Source organism: Streptomyces lacrimifluminis, assembly GCF_014646095.1.
GTDB lineage: Bacteria > Actinomycetota > Actinomycetes > Streptomycetales > Streptomycetaceae > Streptomyces > Streptomyces lacrimifluminis.
Window position 1 is genome coordinate 175003 of record NZ_BMMU01000009.1, and the last position, 18419, is coordinate 193421.

The following is an 18419-nucleotide window of genomic DNA, read 5'->3' on the forward strand; positions in this document are numbered from 1 at the left end:
ACGAGAAACGAGAAACGAGAAACGAGAAACGAGGGCGAAGGCGAAGGCGGAGACGAGGGTGAGGGCGAGGGCGAAGACGGGGGCAGAGAGCGAAGGCGGCGACAGAGGCATCGGCAGAGGCTCTCGACGCGACCGCTTCCTGGGGCGAAAATCGGTCGGTACGACGCCGATCGGGGAGGCGGGGATGAGGGCGATCGTCGTGGGGGCGGGCATCGGCGGGCTGGCCGCGACGCTGAGCCTGCGCGCGGCCGGTCACGAGGTCACCCTCGTGGAGCAGGCGCGGCGCTTCACCGAGATCGGCGCCGGCATCCAGCTCGCCCCCAACGCCACCCGCGTACTGCGCCGGCTGGACCTCCTCGACACGGTCGCCGCCCGGGCCGCCCGCCCCGCCCGGCTGAGCTTCCGCACCTGGTCGGACGGCACCGAGATCTGCGGCTACGTGCTGGGCCCCGAGGCCGAGGACGAGTTCGGGGCGCCCTACCTGCAGGTCCACCGGGCCGACCTGCATCAGGCCCTGGCCGCCCGGGTCCCGCCCGGCTCGGTGCGGCTGCACACGCGGGTCGTGGGCATCGACCAGGACGACAGGGCCGCCTGTGTTACGACGGCCGACGGTGAACGCCTCGTCGCGGACCTGGTCGTGGCCGCCGACGGGGTGCGGTCCGCCGCCCGGCAGTGGCTCTTCGGCGCCGACGAGGCGGTCTTCTCCGGCACCGCCGCCTACCGGGCACTGCTCCCGGCCGCCGAGGTGGCCGACCTGGACCTGCCGGAGTACGCGGGGTGGCTCGGACCGGGCCGGCATGTCGTCCACTACTGGGTGCGCGGCGGTCAACTCCTCAACCTGGTGGCCGTGTTCACGGCGGAGGAGGCGAGCGAGTCATGGACCGCCCGGGCCGAACCGGGAGAACAGCTCCGCGAGTTCGCCGGCTGGGACCACCGGGTGCTCACCGCTCTCGAACGCGCGGGCCAGGTGTTCCGGTACGGCATCAACACCCGTACTCCGCTGGCCCGTTGGAACATCGGCAGGGTGACCCTGCTCGGCGACAGCGCCCACGCGATGGTGCCGTTCCAGGCCCAGGGCGCCGCCCAGGCGCTCATGGACGCGGCGGTCCTGGGGGACTCCCTCGCGGACACGGCACCGGCGGAGATCCCGGACGCGCTCACCCGGTACGTACGCCGACGGCTCGCCAACGCGACGCGGGTACAGGCCGGTTCGGCGAACGCGGGCGACGCCTACCACCTGCCGGATGGGCCCGAGGCCGAGGCCCGGAACGCCGGGATGGTGGCGTACGGGCGCGAGAACAGGTTCGGCCCGCACGCGACGGCGTGGGGGGACGAGGACGACGTACGGGAGGAGTGAGGAGCCGCGGTCGTCCCTCAGGCCCGCCCACGCGACTCGGGGGTGCGTCGCGCCAGCGAGTCGAAGATCACGGCGGTGATCAGCACCCCACCCGTGATCATGAACTGGACGGCGGTCTCGACGCCCAGCAGCGCCATGCCCGAGGCGATCGACTGGATGATGAGCACCCCCAGCAGCGCGGACCAGGTCGAGCCGCGTCCGCCGAAGAGGCTGGTGCCGCCGATGACGGCTGCGGCGACGGCGTTGATCAGCAGCATGCCGGAGCCCGAGACCGGGCTCGCCGAGGTGAACCGCGACGCGACGAACAGTCCGCCGACCGCCGCCAGCGTCCCCGACACCATGAACACCGAGATCCGAACGCGCGTGACGTCGACCCCGGCCCGCCGGGCCGCCTCCGCACCGCCGCCCAGGGCGAGGACCTGCCGCCCGTAGGGTGTGCGGCGCAGCAGCAGGTCCGAGGCGACGATGACCCCGAGGAAGATCAGAAGCGCCAGCGGCAGCCCCTCGAAGCGGCCCAGAACGGAGACCGTGGCGAACGCGATGGCGGCGAGCAGGACCGTACGCACCCAGATCTCACCCACCGGCCGGCACGGCATCCCGGCGCCGGCGCGGCGGCTGCGGTCGCGCAGGGAGACGAGGAGATAGGCGGCCGTGCACAGCGTCGCCAGGCCGTAGGTGAGGACGGGTGTGCTGAAGTAGCGGCTGGTCAGTGTGGCGACCAACCCGTCCTCGCTGAAGTGGATGGAGCTGTCCGGGCCGAGCAGGTAGAGCATCAGACCGCTCCAGGCCAGCAGCCCGGCGAGGGTGACCACGAAGGCGGGTACGCGGAACCGGGCGAACAGGAACCCGTGGAGGGCCCCGATGGCCGTACCGCAGATCACCGCGATGACCACCGCGAGCCATTCCGTCATACCGAGGTTCACGTTCAGCGCCGCGAACAACGCGCCCGCCAGACCGGCGAGCGAGCCCACGGACAGATCGATCTCACCGATCAGCAGAACGAAGACGATGCCGACGGCGACCATGCCGGTCCCGACGATGTCCACGCTGAGGACGGAGAGGTTGCGCGGCGAGAGGAAATGATCGTTGAGGCTCTGGAAGACCACCCAGGTCACGACGAGGGCGAGAAGCACCGGGGCAGGACCGAGCCCGCCCTCGCGCACCCTGCGGCGCGCGGCCCCCGCGCCCGCCACGAGACGCGACGTGATGTTCACGCCCACACTTCTCACGCCCACACCCCTCACCCCACACCCCTCATGGCCACACCTCTTCCGGGTCCGGCCGATGGGCGACGGCATGGTCGGCCGCACCGGTGATGGAGGAGATGATCTGCTCCTGGGAGGTGGTGTTGACGTCGAAGAGGCCGTTGTTGCGGCCCAGCCGCAGGACGGCGACCCGGTCGGCGACGGCCTTGATGTCGCTCATGTTGTGGCTGATGAGGAGTACCCCGAGCCCTTGGTCGCGCAGCTCCTCGATCAGATCGAGGAGCTGGTTGGTCTGCTGGATGCCCAGGGAGGCGGTGGGCTCGTCGAGCAGGAGCAACCGGGGCGAGCCCAGGAACGAACGGGTGATCGCGACGACCTGACGCTGGCCGCCGGAGAGGCCGGCGAGCGGCACCCGCACATCGGGGATCCGGATGGACAGCGTGTGCAGCAGCTCGCGGGTGCGGCGCTCCATCTCCACCTCGTCGAGGACGCCGAAGCGGTGGATCTCCCGGCCGAGGAAGAGGTTGGCGACGACATCGAGGTTCTCGCACATGGCGAGGTCCTGGTAGACGGTCGCGATCCCCAGGAGGCCGGCGTCCTGGGGACGCCGTATCTGCACGGCGCTGCCCTCCCACTCGATGACTCCCTTGTCCGGGGGCCCGACTCCCGAGATCACCTTGACCAGGGTGGACTTGCCGGCGGCGTTGTCCCCGACCAGGGCGACCACCTCGCCGGCCCTGACCTCCAGCTCGACGTCGACCAGCGCCTGTACGGCGGCGAACCGCTTGGAGACACCGCGCAACGCCAGCAGGGGCTGACCGGGCACGAGGCCACCTCCTTAGGACGCGTCAGGTGAGGCCGGCCCGGTCACAGGCGGCCCGGAGAGCGGGCGTACAGATCTGGTCAACGGTGTACATACCGTCCTTCACCAGCGTCTCCCCGATATTGCCGACAGTCACCGAGACGGACGGCAGCAGGACCGCCGGCACGTCCTCGGTGGTGGGACTGTCGACGGACCCGGTGGCGATGGCCCCGACCTTCTCCCCGCGACCGAGGGCGACGGCCATCTCGACGGTCGCGTCGGTAGCGCGCTTGAAGGGCTTGTAGACGGTCATGTACTGATCGCCCTTGACGATCCTCCGTACGGCCATGAGGTCGGCGTCCTGCCCGGTGATCGGCGGGAGCGGCCTGACCTTGGCGGCGTTGAGGGCGGAGATCACGGCACCGGCCATGCTGTCGTTGGCGGACAGAACACCGTCGATGTTCTCCGCGCCGAGGGCGGCGATGGCACCGGTCATGTTCACGTAGGCGTTCTCGGGCCGCCACTGGACGGTGTCGTACGACTTGCCGATCCGCACCTTGCCCTGGAGCACGGCAAGCGCGCCCTCCTTGTACCACCCGGCGTTGGGATCGGTGGTGGCCCCGTTCATCATGACGATCCGCCCGCCATCGGCTTCGGCGCCCATGGCCTTCAGCAACGCCTCCCCCTGAAGCCGCCCGACCTCCTCCCCGTCGAAGGTGACGTACCCGGAGATCGGCCCCTGCGCGAGCCGGTCATAGGCGACGACGGGAATTCCGGCCCGGTGAGCGGCCTCGACGGAAGGGCGCATCAGCTGAGGATCGACGGCAGCGAGGATGAGTACGTCCATGCCCCTGGTGATCATCGCCTCGAACTGCTGCTGTTGAACCGCCGGGTCGGCCGTGGCGGCGACGGTCGCGGCGGGACAGTCCGGGCACAACTGCTTCAGCTTCTTCACGATGAGCGGCTTGTCGAACTGCCCGAACCGCGAGGCACCGCCTCCGGGCAACAGGACACCGACGCTGGGGCTGTCACCTCCGCCGGTCCCACTGCCACCGCCGTCCCCGCCGCCGCAGGCCCCGACGAGGACCAGAGAGGCGGCGACCGAGACCGCGAGGAACCCACGCTTCAGGGCTGGAAGACCGGCACCGAGACACATGGTCGGTTCCTTAGGGCTTCGTACGATTACGGCGCGCACCGAAAATAAATCACCACATGAACACATATGAACCTTTGAAGCCAAGGGTAGCCAAGCTGCCGGGGCCGCGCTCGGAGCAGGCACCCAAGGACCGTAACCGGCTCACGACCGGCCTACGACCGGCCCACGACCGGCCCCCGACCGGCCCACGACCGGGCGACGGCCGGCCCACGACCGGGCGACGGCCGGGCGACGGCCCACGCGAGGGGTTCGCCGCGGAACCTGCGCGCGGGAGGTCGCCCGGTCGCAGCCCTCGTTCAGGCGCTTGCCACGCTGCCGAAGAGGTCGTCATCACCCGGGCCGGACACGAACCGGTCGTCATCGTCTCCCTTGAGGACTACGAGTCCCTGAAGGAGACGGCGTACCTGTTGCGCAGCCCTGCGAATGCCCGGCGCCTGCTCGCGTCCATCGACGAGCTGGAAAGCGCGGCGGGACCGTACGCGAGCTGACGGCCGACTGACGAGGGCCGCGAATGAAGATCACCTTCTCCTCTCGCGCCTGGGAGGACTACCTCTGGTGGCAGCTTCAGGACCGCAAGATCCTGAAGCGCATCAACACGCTCGTTGCGGACATTGCCCGGAACGGCAACGAGGGGATCGGGAAACCGGAACCGCTCAAGCACGGCTTCCAGGGCTACTGGTCGCGCCGCATCAACGACGAGCACCGGCTGATCTGCAAGGCCACCGAGGACAGCGTCCTGATCGCGCAGTGCCGCTACCACTATGAGCACTGACGCGACACGAGCGGATCGAGCGGGCTACGCGCGATAGCGCTGCTCCCGGGGGCCATGTCGCCGGGCGGCAGATAGGCATCCATCGCCGAAGGGCCCAACCCCCAGGAGTGGACGCCCCGGGAGTTTCGGCCGAGCTCCGTGTCGATCCTGTCCGACAGCGGCCTGCTACTGAAGGAGATCTACCGTCTGGTCGGTCACTCAAGTATGCCGTCACGGAAGAGAGGCGGTCTGGCGGAAGCAGACCCGCCGGTGATCCAGTCCGGCGCGACCGCCATGGACGGCATCTTCGGCGCTGGTCCGAAGCGGTAGTCACGCAGTTGGTCACGCACCACGAAATCAGGGCCACCGACAACTTGAGTAGGTGGCCCTGATTTCGTGGTGCTTAGCTGTCGGGGTGGCGGGATTTGAACCCACGACCTCTTCGTCCCGAACGAAGCGCGCTGCCAAGCTGCGCTACACCCCGATGTCGCTGCTTGTCCTGCTTGTCGCGGCGACGTCGTTTACTTTAGCCCACGGGTGGCCCCAGGCGAAATCCGGTTTTGGCGCGGTGGTGGACGGGGTTCGGGCGGATGTGGTCGAGGGTTACGAGGAGGACGGCCAGGGCGTAAAAGGCGAGGCCGAGGAGGAGGGCGTTGCCCAGGACGCTCTTGTAGCCGTGCTCGGCCACGTCGAGGAAGCCGTACAGGTAGCGGTTCGGCGTGCCCGGGAGGAGCAGTTCGCCTCGGGCCAGGGAGAAGGCCAGGTATGCCAGGGGGTACAGGAGCCAGGGTGCCGCCTGGCGCAGGTGCAGGTGGCCCGAGGCGGTCATGAGCAGCAGGTTCACGAGTGCCGCGATCGGGACCGCCGTATGCAGCATCTGGTCGGTGACGGCGTGCCAGCCCGTCGGTGAGGCCGTGGTGGCGAACGGGCTCGAGGGGTTTGTCAGCAGCGTGTGGTGGACCAGGGCCGCGATCACGACGTACAGGAGTGCGGCGCCCGTGAGGGCGGCGGGCAGGGGGCGGCGGGCTGTCCAGGCGCGGCGGGCCGAGACGGTCATGACCAGGGTCAGCAGGATGCTGCTCTGGATCGTGAACTGGCTCAGGACGTGGAGCGGGCTGCCGAGGAGCAGTTCGGCTGTCACGGCCGTGGCCGCGGCGGCGGCGGTGAGGAGGCGGAAGATCGCCGTCACGGGACGGCGTACCGGCGTCACCACCGCCGTGGCGGGGACGGGGGAGGAGAGGAGGGCCGGTCCGCCCGGGAGAGCGGGGAGGTCCGGGATGTCCCTGGGTATCGGGGCGGTCATGCCCTCACGCTAGGGCGGTGGGGCAAAGGGGGCGATTCGGGCGGGCTGTGTGGGTTACGTCCGCGGCGTCAGTGTCAGGAGGGTCGCCTCGGGCGGGCAGGCGAACCGTACCGGCGTGTAGCGGTTGGCGCCGCAGCCCGCCGAGACGTGCAGGTACGACGTCCGGCCCTCCGCCGTGTGCGTGGACAGGCCCTTCACGCGGTCGGTGTCGAGGTCGCAGTTGGTGACCAGGGCGCCGTAGAAGGGGATGCACAGCTGGCCGCCGTGCGTGTGGCCGGCGAGGGTCAGCGGGTACGCGTCCGCTGTGAACGCGTCCAGGACCCGGAGGTAGGGGGCGTGGACGACGGCCAGCGAGAAGTCCGCCGCCTTCGAGGGGCCGCCGGCGACCTGGTCGTACCGGTCCCGCTTGATGTGCGGGTCGTCCAGGCCCGTCAGCTCCACGGACATGCCGTCGATCTTCAGCGTGCCGCGGGTGTTCGTCAGGTTCAGCCAGCCCGCGGTGTCGAAGCCGTCGCGCAGGTCCTCCCACGGGTTGTGGACCACGTCGACGGCCGGCGCGTTGCCGTTGAGGCCGTGCTTGCCCTGGACCTTCTCGACCAGGTAGCGGGCGGGGTTACGGGGTTTGGGGCCGTAGTAGTCGTTCGAGCCGAAGACGTACGCGCCCGGGAACTCCATCAGCGGGCCGAGCGCGTCCAGCACCTCGGGCACGCCCTCCGGGTCGGACAGGTTGTCGCCCGTGTTGATCACGAAGTCGGGGCGCAGGCCGGCCAGGGAGCGGAGCCAGCGCTGCTTCTTGTACTGCCCGCCGACCATGTGGATGTCGGAGACCTGGAGCACGCGCAGCGGGCGCATACCCGCGGGGAGCACCGGCACGGTCACTCGGCGGAGGCGGAAGGAGCGGGTCTCGAAACCCGCCGAGTAGACGAGGCCGGCGGCGGCAACGGCCGTGATTCCCAGGGGTACTGCGTATCGCGCGCGCATGCTCCCATGGTGTCAGGCGCGGCGGGACGGTGGAAATCCACGGGCGGTGCCCTTCCCGCACCTGCGACAATCGATCCATGACCACGCTCAAGTCGAAGCTCAGGGAAGACCTCAACGCCGCCATCAAGGAGCGCGACGAGCTCCGCTCCTCGACGCTCCGGCTCACCCTCACCGCGATCACCCAGGAAGAGGTCTCCGGCAAGGAGAAGCGCGAACTCTCCGACGAGGAGGTCACCAAGGTGATCACCCGTGAGGCGAAGAAGCGCCGGGAGGCCGCCGAGGCCTTCGCGCAGGGCGACCGCCCCGAGCAGGCCGAGCGCGAGAAGGCGGAGGGCGAGATCCTCGCGACCTACCTGCCCAAGCAGCTCGACGACGACGAGCTGAACCGGATCGTCGCCCAGGCCGTCGAGGAGGCGAAGGCGGCCGGTGCCGAGGGGCCGCGTGCCATGGGCCAGGTCATGAAGATCGTGAACCCGAAGGTCGCGGGCCTCGCCGAGGGCGGCCGGGTCGCCGCCGCAGTCAAGAAGCTCCTCGCGGGCTGACCCGCGGCGAACACCGACGCGCCGGGTACATCACGGACGCCGGCGCACCTGTACGCACGTACGTGAATGGGGGCGCCCTTCCCAGGAAGGGCGCCCCCATTCACGTACCTACGGACTCACTCACTCCACTCGGAGCGCGGACCCGTGCGGACCTGTGCGGCCCGGCCCCTCTACGGGAACCCTCCGCTGCCGCCGTTCCCGTTGCTGTTCCCGTTGTTCCCGTTGTTCCCGCCGTTGTCGTTGCCCTGGATGAAGCCCTCGGGGAGGGAGAAGGACGGGGTCGGGAACGTCGCGTTGCCGCCGTTGTTGTTGCCGTCCGTCGCGCCGCCGTTGTTGTTTCCGCCGTTGTCGTCCCCGGTGTCACCGCCGTTGTCGCCGTTGTCGTCCGGCTGCTGGACGGGCGGTTCGATGATGGGGACGAGGTTGAACTGCCCGGACTCCTTGCCTTCGAGGGCGCCGGTCATGGCGTCCTTCCAGATGGGGCCCGGGACTCTGCCGCCGAAGACGAGGTCGTGGTACTCGCCGCCGATCCTGATGTTGCGCATCTTCACGTTCTGCATGGCGCTGCCGACCCAGACGGCACCGGACAGCGTCGGCGTGTAGCCGACGAACCAGGCGTTCCTGCGCTCGTCCGTCGTACCCGTCTTACCGGCGTTGTCCCGGCCGTCGGTGAGGCCGGCCTCCTGGCCGGTGCCGGAGTCGACCACGCCCCGGAGCAGGGTGTTGATCGTGTCCGCGGTGGTCTCCGACATCGCGCGCGAGCACGTCGACTTGGGGACCTCCAGCGACTTCTCCTGGCCGTTGGCCTTCTGCCTGATCGACTCGATGGCGACCGGCGTGCAGTACATGCCCCGGGAGGCGAAGGCCGCGTACGCGCTCGCCATCGTCAGCGGGGAGATGCCCTTGGAACCGAGGGCGATGGCGGGTACCTCGGGGAGCTTGTCGCCGTTGCCCTGCGTCACGTGGAGCGCGTCGGCCATCTTCATCACCGGGCACAGGCCGATGTCGGAGATCATCTGCACGAAGTAGGTGTTGACCGACAGCTCCATCGCCTTGCGCAGGCGGTACGGGCCCTTCTCCGACTCGCTCTCGTTCTCCACCTTCGCGTTTTCCTGGTTGATCCACGGCTTGCCGCTGCACGTCTGGACCGGGCTCGGGTACTCCATCTCGTACGGCGACGAGTACTCCTGGATCGCCGGGCGGCCCTCCTCCAGGGCCGCCGCCGCCACGAACGGCTTGAACGTCGAACCGGTCGGGAAGCCGAAGTTGGAGCCGCCCCTGTCGTTGCCGACCGAGTAGTTGATCTCGGTCTCGTTCTTGCCGTAGCCGTACGGCTTCGACTGGCCCATGCCGAGGATCTTGCCGGTGCCCGGCTCGACCAGCGTGACCGCCGTCGCGACCGAGTCCGACTTGTACACGTGTTCCTTGATCGACGCCTGCACGGACGTCTGCGCCTGCGGGTCCAGCGTCGTACGGATGGTCAGTCCGCCCTGGTTCCAGGTCTTCGCCCGGGCCTCGCGGGTCTTGCCGAAGACCGGGTTGCCGAGGAACTCCTGCTCGACGTACTTGCAGAAGAAGCCCGCGCCCTTGACCGCCGCGATGCAGCCGTTCTTGGGCTGGCTGACCTTCAGGCCGAGCGGTTTCTCCTTGGCGGCGGCGGCCTCCTGCGGGGAGATGTCACCGACCTCCGCCATGCGCTGGAGCACGGTGTTGCGGCGCTTGGTGGCCTCCGCCGGGTCGTTCACCGGGTCGTACCGGGTCGGCGACTGGACGACGCCGGCCAGGAGGGCCGCCTGGGGGAGGGTGAGGTCCTTCGCGGACTTGGAGAAGTAGCGGCGGGCGCCGGCCTCGACGCCGTAGGCCTGCTGGCCGAAGAACGTGATGTTCAGGTAGTTCTCGAGGATCTTCTTCTTGCCCAGCTCCTCCTCGACCTGGATCGCGAACTTCAGCTCCTTGATCTTGCGGCCGATCGTCTGCTGCTGGGCCTGCGCGACCTTCGTCGGGTCGTCGCCGGCCTCCTCCACGAAGACGTTCTTCACGTACTGCTGCGTGAGCGTGGAGGCGCCCTCGGCGACGCCGCCGCTCTGCGCGTTCTTGTTGAGTGCCCGCAGGACACCCTTGAGGTCGACCGCGCCGTGCTCGTAGAACCGGGAGTCCTCGATCGCGACGATCGCCTTCTGCATGTACGGCGAGATGTCCTTGAGCTCGACGACCGTGCGGTCGCGCGAGTAGACCGTCGCGAGCTGGCCGCCCTTGGCGTCCAGGATCGTGGTGCGCTGGCTGAGCGGCGGGCGCTTGAGATTGGCGGGGATCTCGTCGAACCCCTCGACCGAACCCTTGGCCGCGAGACCGAGCGCGCCGGCGGCTGGCAGGGCGATACCCGCCATGACGGCTCCCGCGAGCACGCTGACACCGAGGAACTTGGCGGCCTGCTGGACTACCGACAGGCCACCGCCCGAGCGCTTGTTTGGCATGAGGGCAGCCTACGTTCTCATTCGCCGGACACACGTATAGGCCTTGGCCTAAGCTGTTCACAACTGTCACAGCAGTGAGGTCACGTATCAATACGTCCGGGAGACCCGAAACGGTTCGGATGTAGCCCAACTTTTTTTGGATTTTTTGTGGAGTACGTGCCCGGATTCGCCTCGTGTGTCACGTGGTGCCCGTTGTGACTCGGTCAAACCCTCCCACTTCGTCTGGATAGTCGCGCATGTCGGTCGCTCACTCCCCCGGGTGATCTGCCGCTTACCCATAGTCCGTTCGGGCCATTCAAGATTGGGCCCGAAGGGGGTGTTGCGCTGTGCCCACCTTCCGTAACGTCCTCAACTGGCGGCGGTGAATATGCCGCTGCCGCCGTGGGGGAGCCTCGATTCGGGAGAGGACGGCGCCGGTATGGGCTGGGTTACCGACTGGAGTGCGCAGGCGGCCTGCCGCACTACCGATCCGGATGAACTGTTCGTTCAAGGAGCAGCGCAGAACAGGGCCAAGGCGGTGTGCACCGGATGTCCGGTACGCACGGAATGCCTGGCTGACGCGCTCGACAACCGTGTCGAGTTCGGCGTGTGGGGAGGAATGACGGAGCGGGAGCGCCGCGCACTGCTGCGCAGGCGTCCCACCGTCACCTCGTGGCGTCGGCTGCTCGAAACCGCGCGTACGGAGTACGAGCGGGGGGCGGGAATCCTGCCCCTCGACGAGGAAGAGGTGTACGAGAACTACTTGGCGGTGAGCTGAGCCGTCTCGGTCGGTCACCGCCGTCCCGGTCAGTTACCCGTCTTCGGAAGCTCCGGCGGCTCCGGAAGCTCCGGCCGTTCGGTCGCGAGCCGGTTGCCGATGTTCCGCAGGCCCGCGAGGTCATGTACATCGCCGGGCAGTGCGGCGACCTCGGTCACCGCCACCTCCGGGTGGCGCGCGGTGAAGCGGTCGCGTGTGCGCTGCTCGCGGGAGAGCAGTTGCATACGGTCGGCGTGCAGCCGGAGCAGGCCTGCGGTGAGTTGTTGGACGGTGGGTTCACTCGGGTCGGCCGTCGGGTCACTGTCGGTGGCGGTGGGGGAGCCTTCGACGTGTTCTTCGACGTCTGCCTCGGGAGCTGGTGTCTCGGCAACCTCGGGGTCCCCGGAAACCGGGGGCTCCGAACGGTCCGAGCGATCTGGATGGTCCGGATGATCTGAACTGCCGTACGTGTCGGGAGAGTTACGAAGTCCAGCTTTCCCGTCCTCCTGATCGACAATGCGGGGCTCTTCAAGATTTTCCGCGGCGGCGAGCGCACGCTCGGCCGACAGCTGGGTGGCGCCGCTGCCATGGACCCGGTTGAGCACCAGTCCGGCGAGCGGCATCTTCTCCGCGGCCAGCCGTTCCACGAAGTACGCGGCCTCGCGCAGCGCGTCCCGCTCCGGGGCCGCCACCACCAGGAACGCCGTGCCGGGCGCCTGAAGCAGCTGGAACGTGGCGTCGGCGCGGGTACGGAAACCACCGAAGGTGGTGTCCATCGCGGCCACGAACGTCTGGACGTCCTTGAGGAGTTGGCCGCCCAGAAGCTTGCCCAGGGTGCCGGTCATCATCGACATCCCGACGTTCAGGAACTTCATTCCCGCGCGCCCGCCCAGCTTCGCCGGCGCCGTCAGCAGCCGGATCAGCCGGCCGTCGAGAAACGAACCGAGCCGCTTCGGGGCGTCCAGGAAGTCCAGCGCGGACCGGGACGGAGGCGTGTCGACGACGATGAGATCCCACTCGTCGCGCGACCGCAGTTGCCCCAGCTTCTCCATCGCCATGTACTCCTGCGTGCCCGCGAAGCCCGCCGAGAGCGACTGGTAGAAGGGGTTGGCGAGAATCGCGGCGGCCCGCTCACCGTCGGCGTGCGCCTCGACGATCTCGTCGAACGTCCGCTTCATGTCGAGCATCATGGCGTGCAGTTCGCCGCCGCCCTCGACGCCCTTGACCCGCCGCGGCACGTTGTCGAGCGAGTCGATGCCCATGGACTGGGCGAGTCTGCGGGCCGGGTCGATGGTGAGCACGACCACCTTCCGCCCCCGCTCGGCGGCGCGCAGCCCGAGCGCCGCCGCGGTGGTCGTCTTACCCACCCCGCCGGCCCCGCAGCACACCACGATCCGAGTCTTCGGATCGTCGATCAACGGGTCCACCTCAAGCACGCGCGCGGGGTACAGGCCATGGCGGGAAGCGGTGTCGTGCGGATCCGGGCTCATGACATCCTCTGCTTCCGCAGCTCGTTGGCCAGTTCGTACAGACCTGCCAGGTCCATGCCCTCGGTGAACAACGGCAGTTCGTGCAACGGCAATTGCAACTCGCTCAGCACGGAACGCTGTTCGTGCTCCAGCGCATACCGCTCGGCGTACTCCTCGGCCTGGGTCAGCAGCGGATCCACCAGCTTCTCGGCGTTCCCGCCGCGCCGCGCCCCGCCGAGCCCGGCGGCCGACAGCGACCGCGCGAGCGCGGACCGCGGAGCCGCTCGTACGAGTTCCAGCTCGGCCTCGTCCAAAACCTCCGGCCGCACCATGTTGACGATGATCCGCCCGACCGGCAGCTTCGCCGCCCGCAGCTCGGCGATACCGTCCGCGGTCTCCTGGACGGGCATCTCCTCCAGCAGGGTCACCAGATGCACCGCCGTCTCTGGCGACTTGAGCACGCGCATCACGGCCTGCGCCTGATTGTGTATCGGGCCGATCTTCGCGAGGCCGGCCACCTCGTCGTTGACGTTCAGGAAACGGGTGATGCGGCCGGTCGGCGGCGCGTCCATCACGACGTGGTCGTAGACGAACCGTCCGCTCTTGTCCTTCCGCCGGACCGCCTCGCACGCCTTGCCGGTCAGGAGTACGTCCCTGATCCCGGGGGCGACGGTGGTGGCGAAGTCGATCGCGCCGAGTTTCTTCAGGGCACGGCCGGCACTCCCGAGTTTGTAGAACATCTGGAGGTAGTCCAGCAGCGCCTGCTCGGGGTCGATGGCGAGGGCGAACACCTCCCCGCCCCCGGGAGCGACGGCGATCTTCCGCTCCTCATAAGGCAGCACTTCTGTCTCGAAGAGCTGCGCGATGCCCTGCCTGCCCTCGACCTCGACGAGAAGCGTGCGCTTCCCCTCGGTGGCGAGGGCGAGCGAGAGCGCTGCGGCGACCGTGGTCTTTCCGGTCCCGCCCTTACCGCTGACGACCTGGAACCTGCTCACGTATTCGAGGTTAACCAGTCCGGCCCGAAGCTACGCCGGGGGCTGTGGACAACGTGGGCGCGGACTGCCTCGCGCCAGCGGATAAAGTCGCCTCCATGACCAAGTGGGAATACTCGACCGTGCCGCTGCTCGTCCACGCCACGAAGCAGATTCTGGATACCTGGGGCGAGGACGGCTGGGAGCTCGTCCAGGTCGTGCCCGGGCCGAACAACCCCGAGCAGCTCGTGGCGTACCTGAAGCGGGAGAAGGCGTGAGCGCGGTCGAGGCGCGCCTCGCCGAGCTGGGCCTGACCCTGCCCGCGGTCGTACCGCCGCTGGCCGCGTACCAGCCGGCTGTGCAATCGGGGGTGTACGTGTACACCTCGGGCCAGCTGCCCATGGTGGACGGGAAACTTCCGGTCACCGGCAAGGTGGGCGCGGAGGTCACGCCCGAGGAGGCCAAACAACTCGCCCGTACGTGTGCGCTGAACGCGCTCGCGGCGGTCAAGTCGGTCGCCGGTGACCTCGACCGGATCGCGCGCGTCGTGAAGGTCGTCGGCTTCATCGCCTCGGCGCCCGACTTCACGGGCCAGCCCGCGGTTCTCAACGGCGCGAGTGAACTCCTCGGCGAGGTACTGGGCGACAAGGGCGTCCACGCCCGCAGCGCGGTCGGCGTGGCGGTACTGCCACTCGACGCGCCCGTCGAGGTCGAGGTCCAGGTGGAGCTGAGCGCTCTTTAGCCCGTCCGGCGTTTGAGGACGAGGCCCGTTCAGGGCCGTAGGGGGTCTGGGGGCGCAGCCCTAGGGATGGGACGGGTAGGGGCGGCGGGGGCGAGAAACCTCGGGGCCTCGAACATGCGCCCACCACCGGATAGCCTCCGCCCATGGCAAACGGGCAGTGGTACCCACCGGAGTGGCCGGACCTCATCCGCGGGCTCGCCGAAGGCACCCTCACCCCGGTCACCCCCAAGCGCGCGGCCACCGTCATGCTCCTGAAGGACACCGACACCGGCCCCGTCGTCCACATGCTCCGCAGACGCGCCTCCATGGCCTTCGCCGGGGGCGCGTACGCGTATCCGGGCGGCGGAGTCGACCCGCGCGACGACGACCACCTGATCCGCTGGGCGGGCCCCACGCGCGCGTGGTGGGCCTCCCGGCTGGGCCTGGGCACCGACGAGACGTCCGCACAGGCGGTCGTCTGCGCCGCGGTACGGGAGACGTACGAGGAGGCGGGCGTCCTGCTCGCGGGCCCGGCCGCCGATTCCGTGGTCGGCGACACGACGGGCGACGACTGGGAGGCGGACCGCGCCGCCCTGGTCGCCCGCGAGCTGTCCTTCGCCGAGTTCCTGGACCGACGCGGGCTGGTGCTCCGCTCGGACCTCCTCGGGGCGTGGGCCCGCTGGATCACCCCGGAGTTCGAGTCACGCCGCTACGACACCTGGTTCTTCGTCGCGGCGCTCCCACAGGGGCAGCGGACCCGGAACGCCTCCACGGAGGCGGACCGCACGGTGTGGATCGGACCGGCCGACGCGGCAGCCGCGTACGACAGGGGCGAGCTCCTGATGATGCCGCCCACGATCGCGACCCTGCGCGCGCTGGCCCCGTACGACAGCGCGTCCGGGGCCCTCGCGGGGGCTCTGGAGCGCGACCTGGCGCCTGTCCTGGCCAGGGCCAGCCTCAAGGACGGCGAGATCGTGCTCGCCTGGCCGGGGCACGACGAGTTCACCAAGCACATCCGGACCGGCGGAACTCCCGGATGACCGCGACCGCGACCACGACCACGAACCCGCACGCGACCACGACCGGGACCGATCCCCTGGCAGCCCCCCACACCCCGGCAGGTGCCCCCGCATGACCGAAGCCGCCGCTCTCCCCGGCCAGCCGCGCGGCGGGGTTCTCTCGGGACCCGCCACCGCGCGCGCGGTCAACGTCCTCGCGCCCAACGCCTCCGCGATGACCCTCGACGGCACGAACACCTGGATCGTCTCCGAGCCGGATTCCGAACTGGCGGTCGTCGTCGATCCGGGGCCCCTTGACGACGTGCACCTCAGGCATGTCGTCGACACCGCGCGAAAGGGCGGCAAACGGGTCGCGCTGACGCTGCTCACGCACGGGCATCCGGACCATGCGGAGGGCGCCGCGCGGTTCGCCGAGCTGACGGGGACGCACGTGCGGGCGCTCGACCCGGCGCTGCGGCTGGGGGACGAGGGACTCGGGCACGGGGACGTCGTGAGCGTCGGCGGGCTGGAGCTGAGGGTCGTACCGACGCCGGGGCACACCGCGGACTCGCTGTGCTTCCATCTCCCGGCCGATCGGGCCGTCCTGACCGGTGACACCGTCCTGGGGCGCGGCACGACCGTGGTGGCCCATCCTGACGGCCGCCTGGGGGACTACCTGGACTCCCTGCGGCGGCTCAGGTCCCTGACGGTGGACGACGGCGTGCACATCGTCCTGCCGGGCCACGGGCCTGTCCTGGACGACGCACAGGGGGCTGTCGAGTTCTATCTCGCCCACCGCGCCCACCGGCTCGCCCAGGTCGAGACGGCGGTCGAGAACGGCTACACCGGCCCCGCCGAGGTCGTCGCCCACGTATACGCGGACGTGGACCGCTCCCTGTGGCCGGCCGCCGAACTGTCCGTACGCGCCCAGCTGGAGTACCTCCGTGACCACGGCCTCATCTAGCTGGCCGCTCGGGCGCTGTCAGCCGGGCCTGGGTGCCTTGACGCCGTGCACGCGCGTGTACTCCTCGGCGAGCCACGAGCCCAGCTCCTCGACGTGCGAGCGCAGGAACGACCGCAGGACGGCCGGGTCGTCCGTCGGCTCGTCGCCCAGTGACGCGGCCTCCCTCATGGAGGGGCCCCATTCCGGGTAGTACGCGGCGAACGCCTCGGCCATCTCGTACAGATCACTGGTCCAGCCCTCCCAGCGCGGCATGACGAGGGTGAAGCCGGTACGTACGAGTCGACGGGAAATACCCCGCACGCGTGCGCGTACCGCGCCCGGAGGAGCCCCCGGGGCGGTCGCCTCGGCGATCAGGCGTCGCCAGCGCGGGAGGCACAAGGCGAGGTCGCCGTTGGTCTCCCGGGCGAGGAGGGAGTCGGGACGGTAGCGGGGCAGCTGCTCGGCGAGGTCCTCGCCGAGCAGGGGCGTGCAGAGGCAGGCCACGAACCAGCCCAGGTCGTGCCTCTCCAGGTCGCTCAGCGCCTGAGCCCGCGAGACCAGCAGCGTGCCGGAGCCGTCGATCTGCTCGAACTCCTTGTCGAGCGCCGCGTCCAGCGCGTGGGCCGCCGCCCGGTCCGCCTCCGTGGGCTCCCCGCGCAGGACGAGCTGAAGGTCCAGGTCGCTGTGGCCCACGCGCGCGGTGCCGCGCGGGATCGACCCGTAGAGGTACGCGCTGTGCAGCCGCAGCCCGAAGACGTCGTCGACCCGGTCGCGGGCCGCGTCGACGACGGGCCGGAAAGCGGGCGGCACGCGCGCGAGGGAGCCCTCACGCGCGATGAAGCCCTGCTCGTCCAGCCCGGGGCGCGGTGTCACTCCGTACGCCACCCCCCTACGTCACTTCCAGCGGAACACGCGCAGACGGCGGGTCTCGCTCACCGCGTGGCAGACCACGGCCAGGCGATCACCCCAGGCTGCGTACCGTGCCCGGTAGCTGAAGCCGGGGACCCTGCGCTCCGCGACGACCCGGCCGTCGGCGGGGTCCAGGACGGTCACCCGGCTGCCGTAGCCGTTGCCCACCATGAAGTACCCGCGGTGGACCAGCGGATGGAGCGTACGGCCGTGGTCGGTGCGCCACTCCCAGAGCTGTTCGCCGCTCGACACGGAGTAGGCGCGCAGGAGCGCCTCGACGCCCTTCTCGTCGTCACCGACGGGTTCGTCCGGTTCCAGTCCGACGACGAGCGTGTCGTCGACGGTGGCGACCGCGGGCCCGAAGTCCTTGTACCCGTCGGGAAGTTCGACGTGCCACTGGCCGTCCTCGCGGACCACGTACAGCCGGGGGCGTGTGCGCCTGCCGTCGTTGCGGACGGACAGGACCGGCGGGTCCGTCGCCAGGAGCGAGTACCAGTCGCCCCACCGGTCCGGGAGCGACCGCTCCCACTGGACGGCGCCGGTGCGCGCGTCGAGACACCGGACGACCGGCGGCGCGTCCGCCGGGCGGCTGGAGAGGGTCGCCACCCGGCCGCCGCCGATCGCCACCTCGCGCGCGTGGTCGGTGCCGAGGTGTCCCAGGCGGTCCTTCGGCTGCTCGCGCGACCAGGCCACGGCCCCGGAGCCGAGGTCGAGGGCGGTGAGGCGGACGTGCGGGGCGCCCGGCTCGCCGTCGTCGTGGTGCAGGACGATGCCCAGGCCTTCCTGGGTGTCCTGGGACACCCCGACGATCACGTCCTGGCCCGGCGGCTGCCAGGTCCAGAGAGGCTCACCGGTCGCCGGCGCGTACGCCGCCACGCGGTCGAAGCGGGCCAGGGCCACCGCCTCGTCCGTCGCCCACAGGCCGAGCGGCTCGCCGAGGTCCTGCTGCTCGAACCCGGACTGCCACAGGGTCTGCGCCTCCGGGTCCCGGCGGAAGAGTCGCAACCGCCGCTTCGCGGGCTCCGGCGCTGCCGCCCAGACCGACTCGGGCGCTCTGTCCTGGTGCATCCCACCCACCCCTTGATTCCGTTCAACACGTTC

Annotated in this window: 18 protein-coding genes, 1 tRNA gene and 1 pseudogene; 9 read left to right on the forward strand and 11 right to left on the reverse strand. The window is 69.9% G+C overall.

Annotated features, from left to right (window positions below; translation table 11 throughout):
• The first annotated feature begins 184 nt into the window (after nt 1-184).
• Nucleotides 185-1357 (forward strand): FAD-dependent monooxygenase, encoded by a 1173-nt coding sequence (locus IEY89_RS16300; protein ID WP_189148109.1) that lies wholly within the window; start codon nt 185-187, stop codon nt 1355-1357.
• A 17-nt stretch (nt 1358-1374) separates the two neighbouring features.
• On the opposite strand, the gene IEY89_RS16305 is transcribed toward IEY89_RS16300, so the two are convergent.
• From IEY89_RS16305 to IEY89_RS16315, 3 genes are read right to left on the reverse strand one after another with little or no spacing between them, the layout of a single operon-like run.
• Entirely contained in the window at nt 1375-2571 is a 1197-nt protein-coding gene (locus IEY89_RS16305) for a sugar ABC transporter permease (protein WP_229695256.1), read from the reverse strand.
• Nucleotides 2572-2611: 40 nt separating this feature from the next.
• Complete coding sequence (locus IEY89_RS16310; protein WP_189148111.1) at nt 2612-3388, reverse strand: ATP-binding cassette domain-containing protein; 777 nt, start codon at nt 3386-3388, stop codon at nt 2612-2614.
• Between the two features lie 22 nt (nt 3389-3410).
• A complete protein-coding gene (locus tag IEY89_RS16315) occupies nt 3411-4520 on the reverse strand; it encodes a sugar ABC transporter substrate-binding protein (protein ID WP_189148112.1) in 1110 nt (369 codons plus the stop codon).
• A 317-nt stretch (nt 4521-4837) separates the two neighbouring features.
• Here IEY89_RS16315 and IEY89_RS16320 point away from each other — a divergent pair.
• Nucleotides 4838-5019, forward strand: a pseudogene (locus tag IEY89_RS16320) (type II toxin-antitoxin system Phd/YefM family antitoxin); the annotation flags it as partial.
• 12 nt (nt 5020-5031) lie between these two features.
• Nucleotides 5032-5292, forward strand: a complete 261-nt coding sequence (locus IEY89_RS16325) for a Txe/YoeB family addiction module toxin (protein WP_189148113.1) — start codon at nt 5032-5034, stop codon at nt 5290-5292.
• 389 nt (nt 5293-5681) lie between these two features.
• On the opposite strand, the gene IEY89_RS16330 is transcribed toward IEY89_RS16325, so the two are convergent.
• The 3 genes from IEY89_RS16330 to IEY89_RS16340 form a co-directional block, all read right to left on the reverse strand.
• Nucleotides 5682-5755: transfer RNA gene (locus IEY89_RS16330), tRNA-Pro, on the reverse strand.
• Nucleotides 5756-5797: 42 nt separating this feature from the next.
• Entirely contained in the window at nt 5798-6574 is a 777-nt protein-coding gene (locus tag IEY89_RS16335; protein ID WP_189148114.1) for a Pr6Pr family membrane protein, read from the reverse strand.
• A 54-nt stretch (nt 6575-6628) separates the two neighbouring features.
• A complete protein-coding gene (locus IEY89_RS16340) occupies nt 6629-7555 on the reverse strand; it encodes a metallophosphoesterase (protein ID WP_189148115.1) in 927 nt (308 codons plus the stop codon).
• A 77-nt stretch (nt 7556-7632) separates the two neighbouring features.
• On the opposite strand from IEY89_RS16340, the gene IEY89_RS16345 reads away from it, so the two are divergent.
• Entirely contained in the window at nt 7633-8097 is a 465-nt protein-coding gene (locus tag IEY89_RS16345) for a GatB/YqeY domain-containing protein (RefSeq protein WP_189148116.1), read from the forward strand.
• Nucleotides 8098-8267: 170 nt separating this feature from the next.
• Here IEY89_RS16345 and IEY89_RS16350 read toward each other — a convergent pair whose 3' ends face one another.
• Nucleotides 8268-10571: a transglycosylase domain-containing protein gene (locus IEY89_RS16350; RefSeq protein ID WP_189148117.1), complete on the reverse strand. Its 2304-nt coding sequence runs from the start codon at nt 10569-10571 to the stop codon at nt 8268-8270.
• 418 nt (nt 10572-10989) lie between these two features.
• On the opposite strand from IEY89_RS16350, the gene wblA reads away from it, so the two are divergent.
• Nucleotides 10990-11328 carry a transcriptional regulator WblA gene (gene wblA / locus IEY89_RS16355; RefSeq protein ID WP_055532849.1) on the forward strand — a complete coding sequence of 113 codons (339 nt, stop codon included), beginning with the start codon at nt 10990-10992 and terminating at the stop codon, nt 11326-11328.
• 29 nt (nt 11329-11357) lie between these two features.
• On the opposite strand, the gene bagB is transcribed toward wblA, so the two are convergent.
• The gene (bagB, locus tag IEY89_RS16360; protein ID WP_189148118.1) at nt 11358-12797 is read right to left on the reverse strand and encodes an ATPase BagB; all 1440 of its coding nucleotides are present in this window, start codon (nt 12795-12797) and stop codon (nt 11358-11360) included.
• Nucleotides 12794-13771 (reverse strand): ATPase BagA, encoded by a 978-nt coding sequence (bagA, locus tag IEY89_RS16365; RefSeq protein ID WP_189148119.1) that lies wholly within the window; start codon nt 13769-13771, stop codon nt 12794-12796. The genes bagB and bagA overlap by 4 nt, the downstream gene beginning before the upstream one ends.
• Nucleotides 13772-13866: 95 nt before the next feature.
• Between bagA and sp36 the strand changes: the two genes are divergently transcribed.
• The 4 genes from sp36 (at nt 13867) to IEY89_RS16385 (ending at nt 16430) form a co-directional block, all read left to right on the forward strand.
• Nucleotides 13867-14025, forward strand: coding sequence for a Sp36 family protein (sp36, locus tag IEY89_RS16370; protein WP_019063748.1), 159 nt, complete (start codon nt 13867-13869; stop codon nt 14023-14025).
• Nucleotides 14022-14489, forward strand: coding sequence for a RidA family protein (locus tag IEY89_RS16375; protein WP_189148120.1), 468 nt, complete (start codon nt 14022-14024; stop codon nt 14487-14489). Before sp36 ends, IEY89_RS16375 begins: the two co-directional genes overlap by 4 nt.
• A gap of 143 nt (nt 14490-14632) precedes the next feature.
• Nucleotides 14633-15508: an NUDIX hydrolase gene (locus tag IEY89_RS16380; RefSeq protein ID WP_189148121.1), complete on the forward strand. Its 876-nt coding sequence runs from the start codon at nt 14633-14635 to the stop codon at nt 15506-15508.
• Between the two features lie 91 nt (nt 15509-15599).
• Complete coding sequence (locus IEY89_RS16385) at nt 15600-16430, forward strand: MBL fold metallo-hydrolase (RefSeq protein ID WP_189148122.1); 831 nt, start codon at nt 15600-15602, stop codon at nt 16428-16430.
• An 18-nt stretch (nt 16431-16448) separates the two neighbouring features.
• Here the strand turns inward: IEY89_RS16385 and IEY89_RS16390 are convergent, their stop codons facing one another.
• Both IEY89_RS16390 and IEY89_RS16395 read right to left on the reverse strand, forming a co-directional pair.
• Nucleotides 16449-17282 carry a nucleotidyltransferase domain-containing protein gene (locus IEY89_RS16390; RefSeq protein WP_229695257.1) on the reverse strand — a complete coding sequence of 278 codons (834 nt, stop codon included), beginning with the start codon at nt 17280-17282 and terminating at the stop codon, nt 16449-16451.
• Nucleotides 17283-17303: 21 nt separating this feature from the next.
• Nucleotides 17304-18386: an outer membrane protein assembly factor BamB family protein gene (locus IEY89_RS16395; protein WP_189148124.1), complete on the reverse strand. Its 1083-nt coding sequence runs from the start codon at nt 18384-18386 to the stop codon at nt 17304-17306.
• Between the last annotated feature and the right edge of the window lie 33 nt (nt 18387-18419).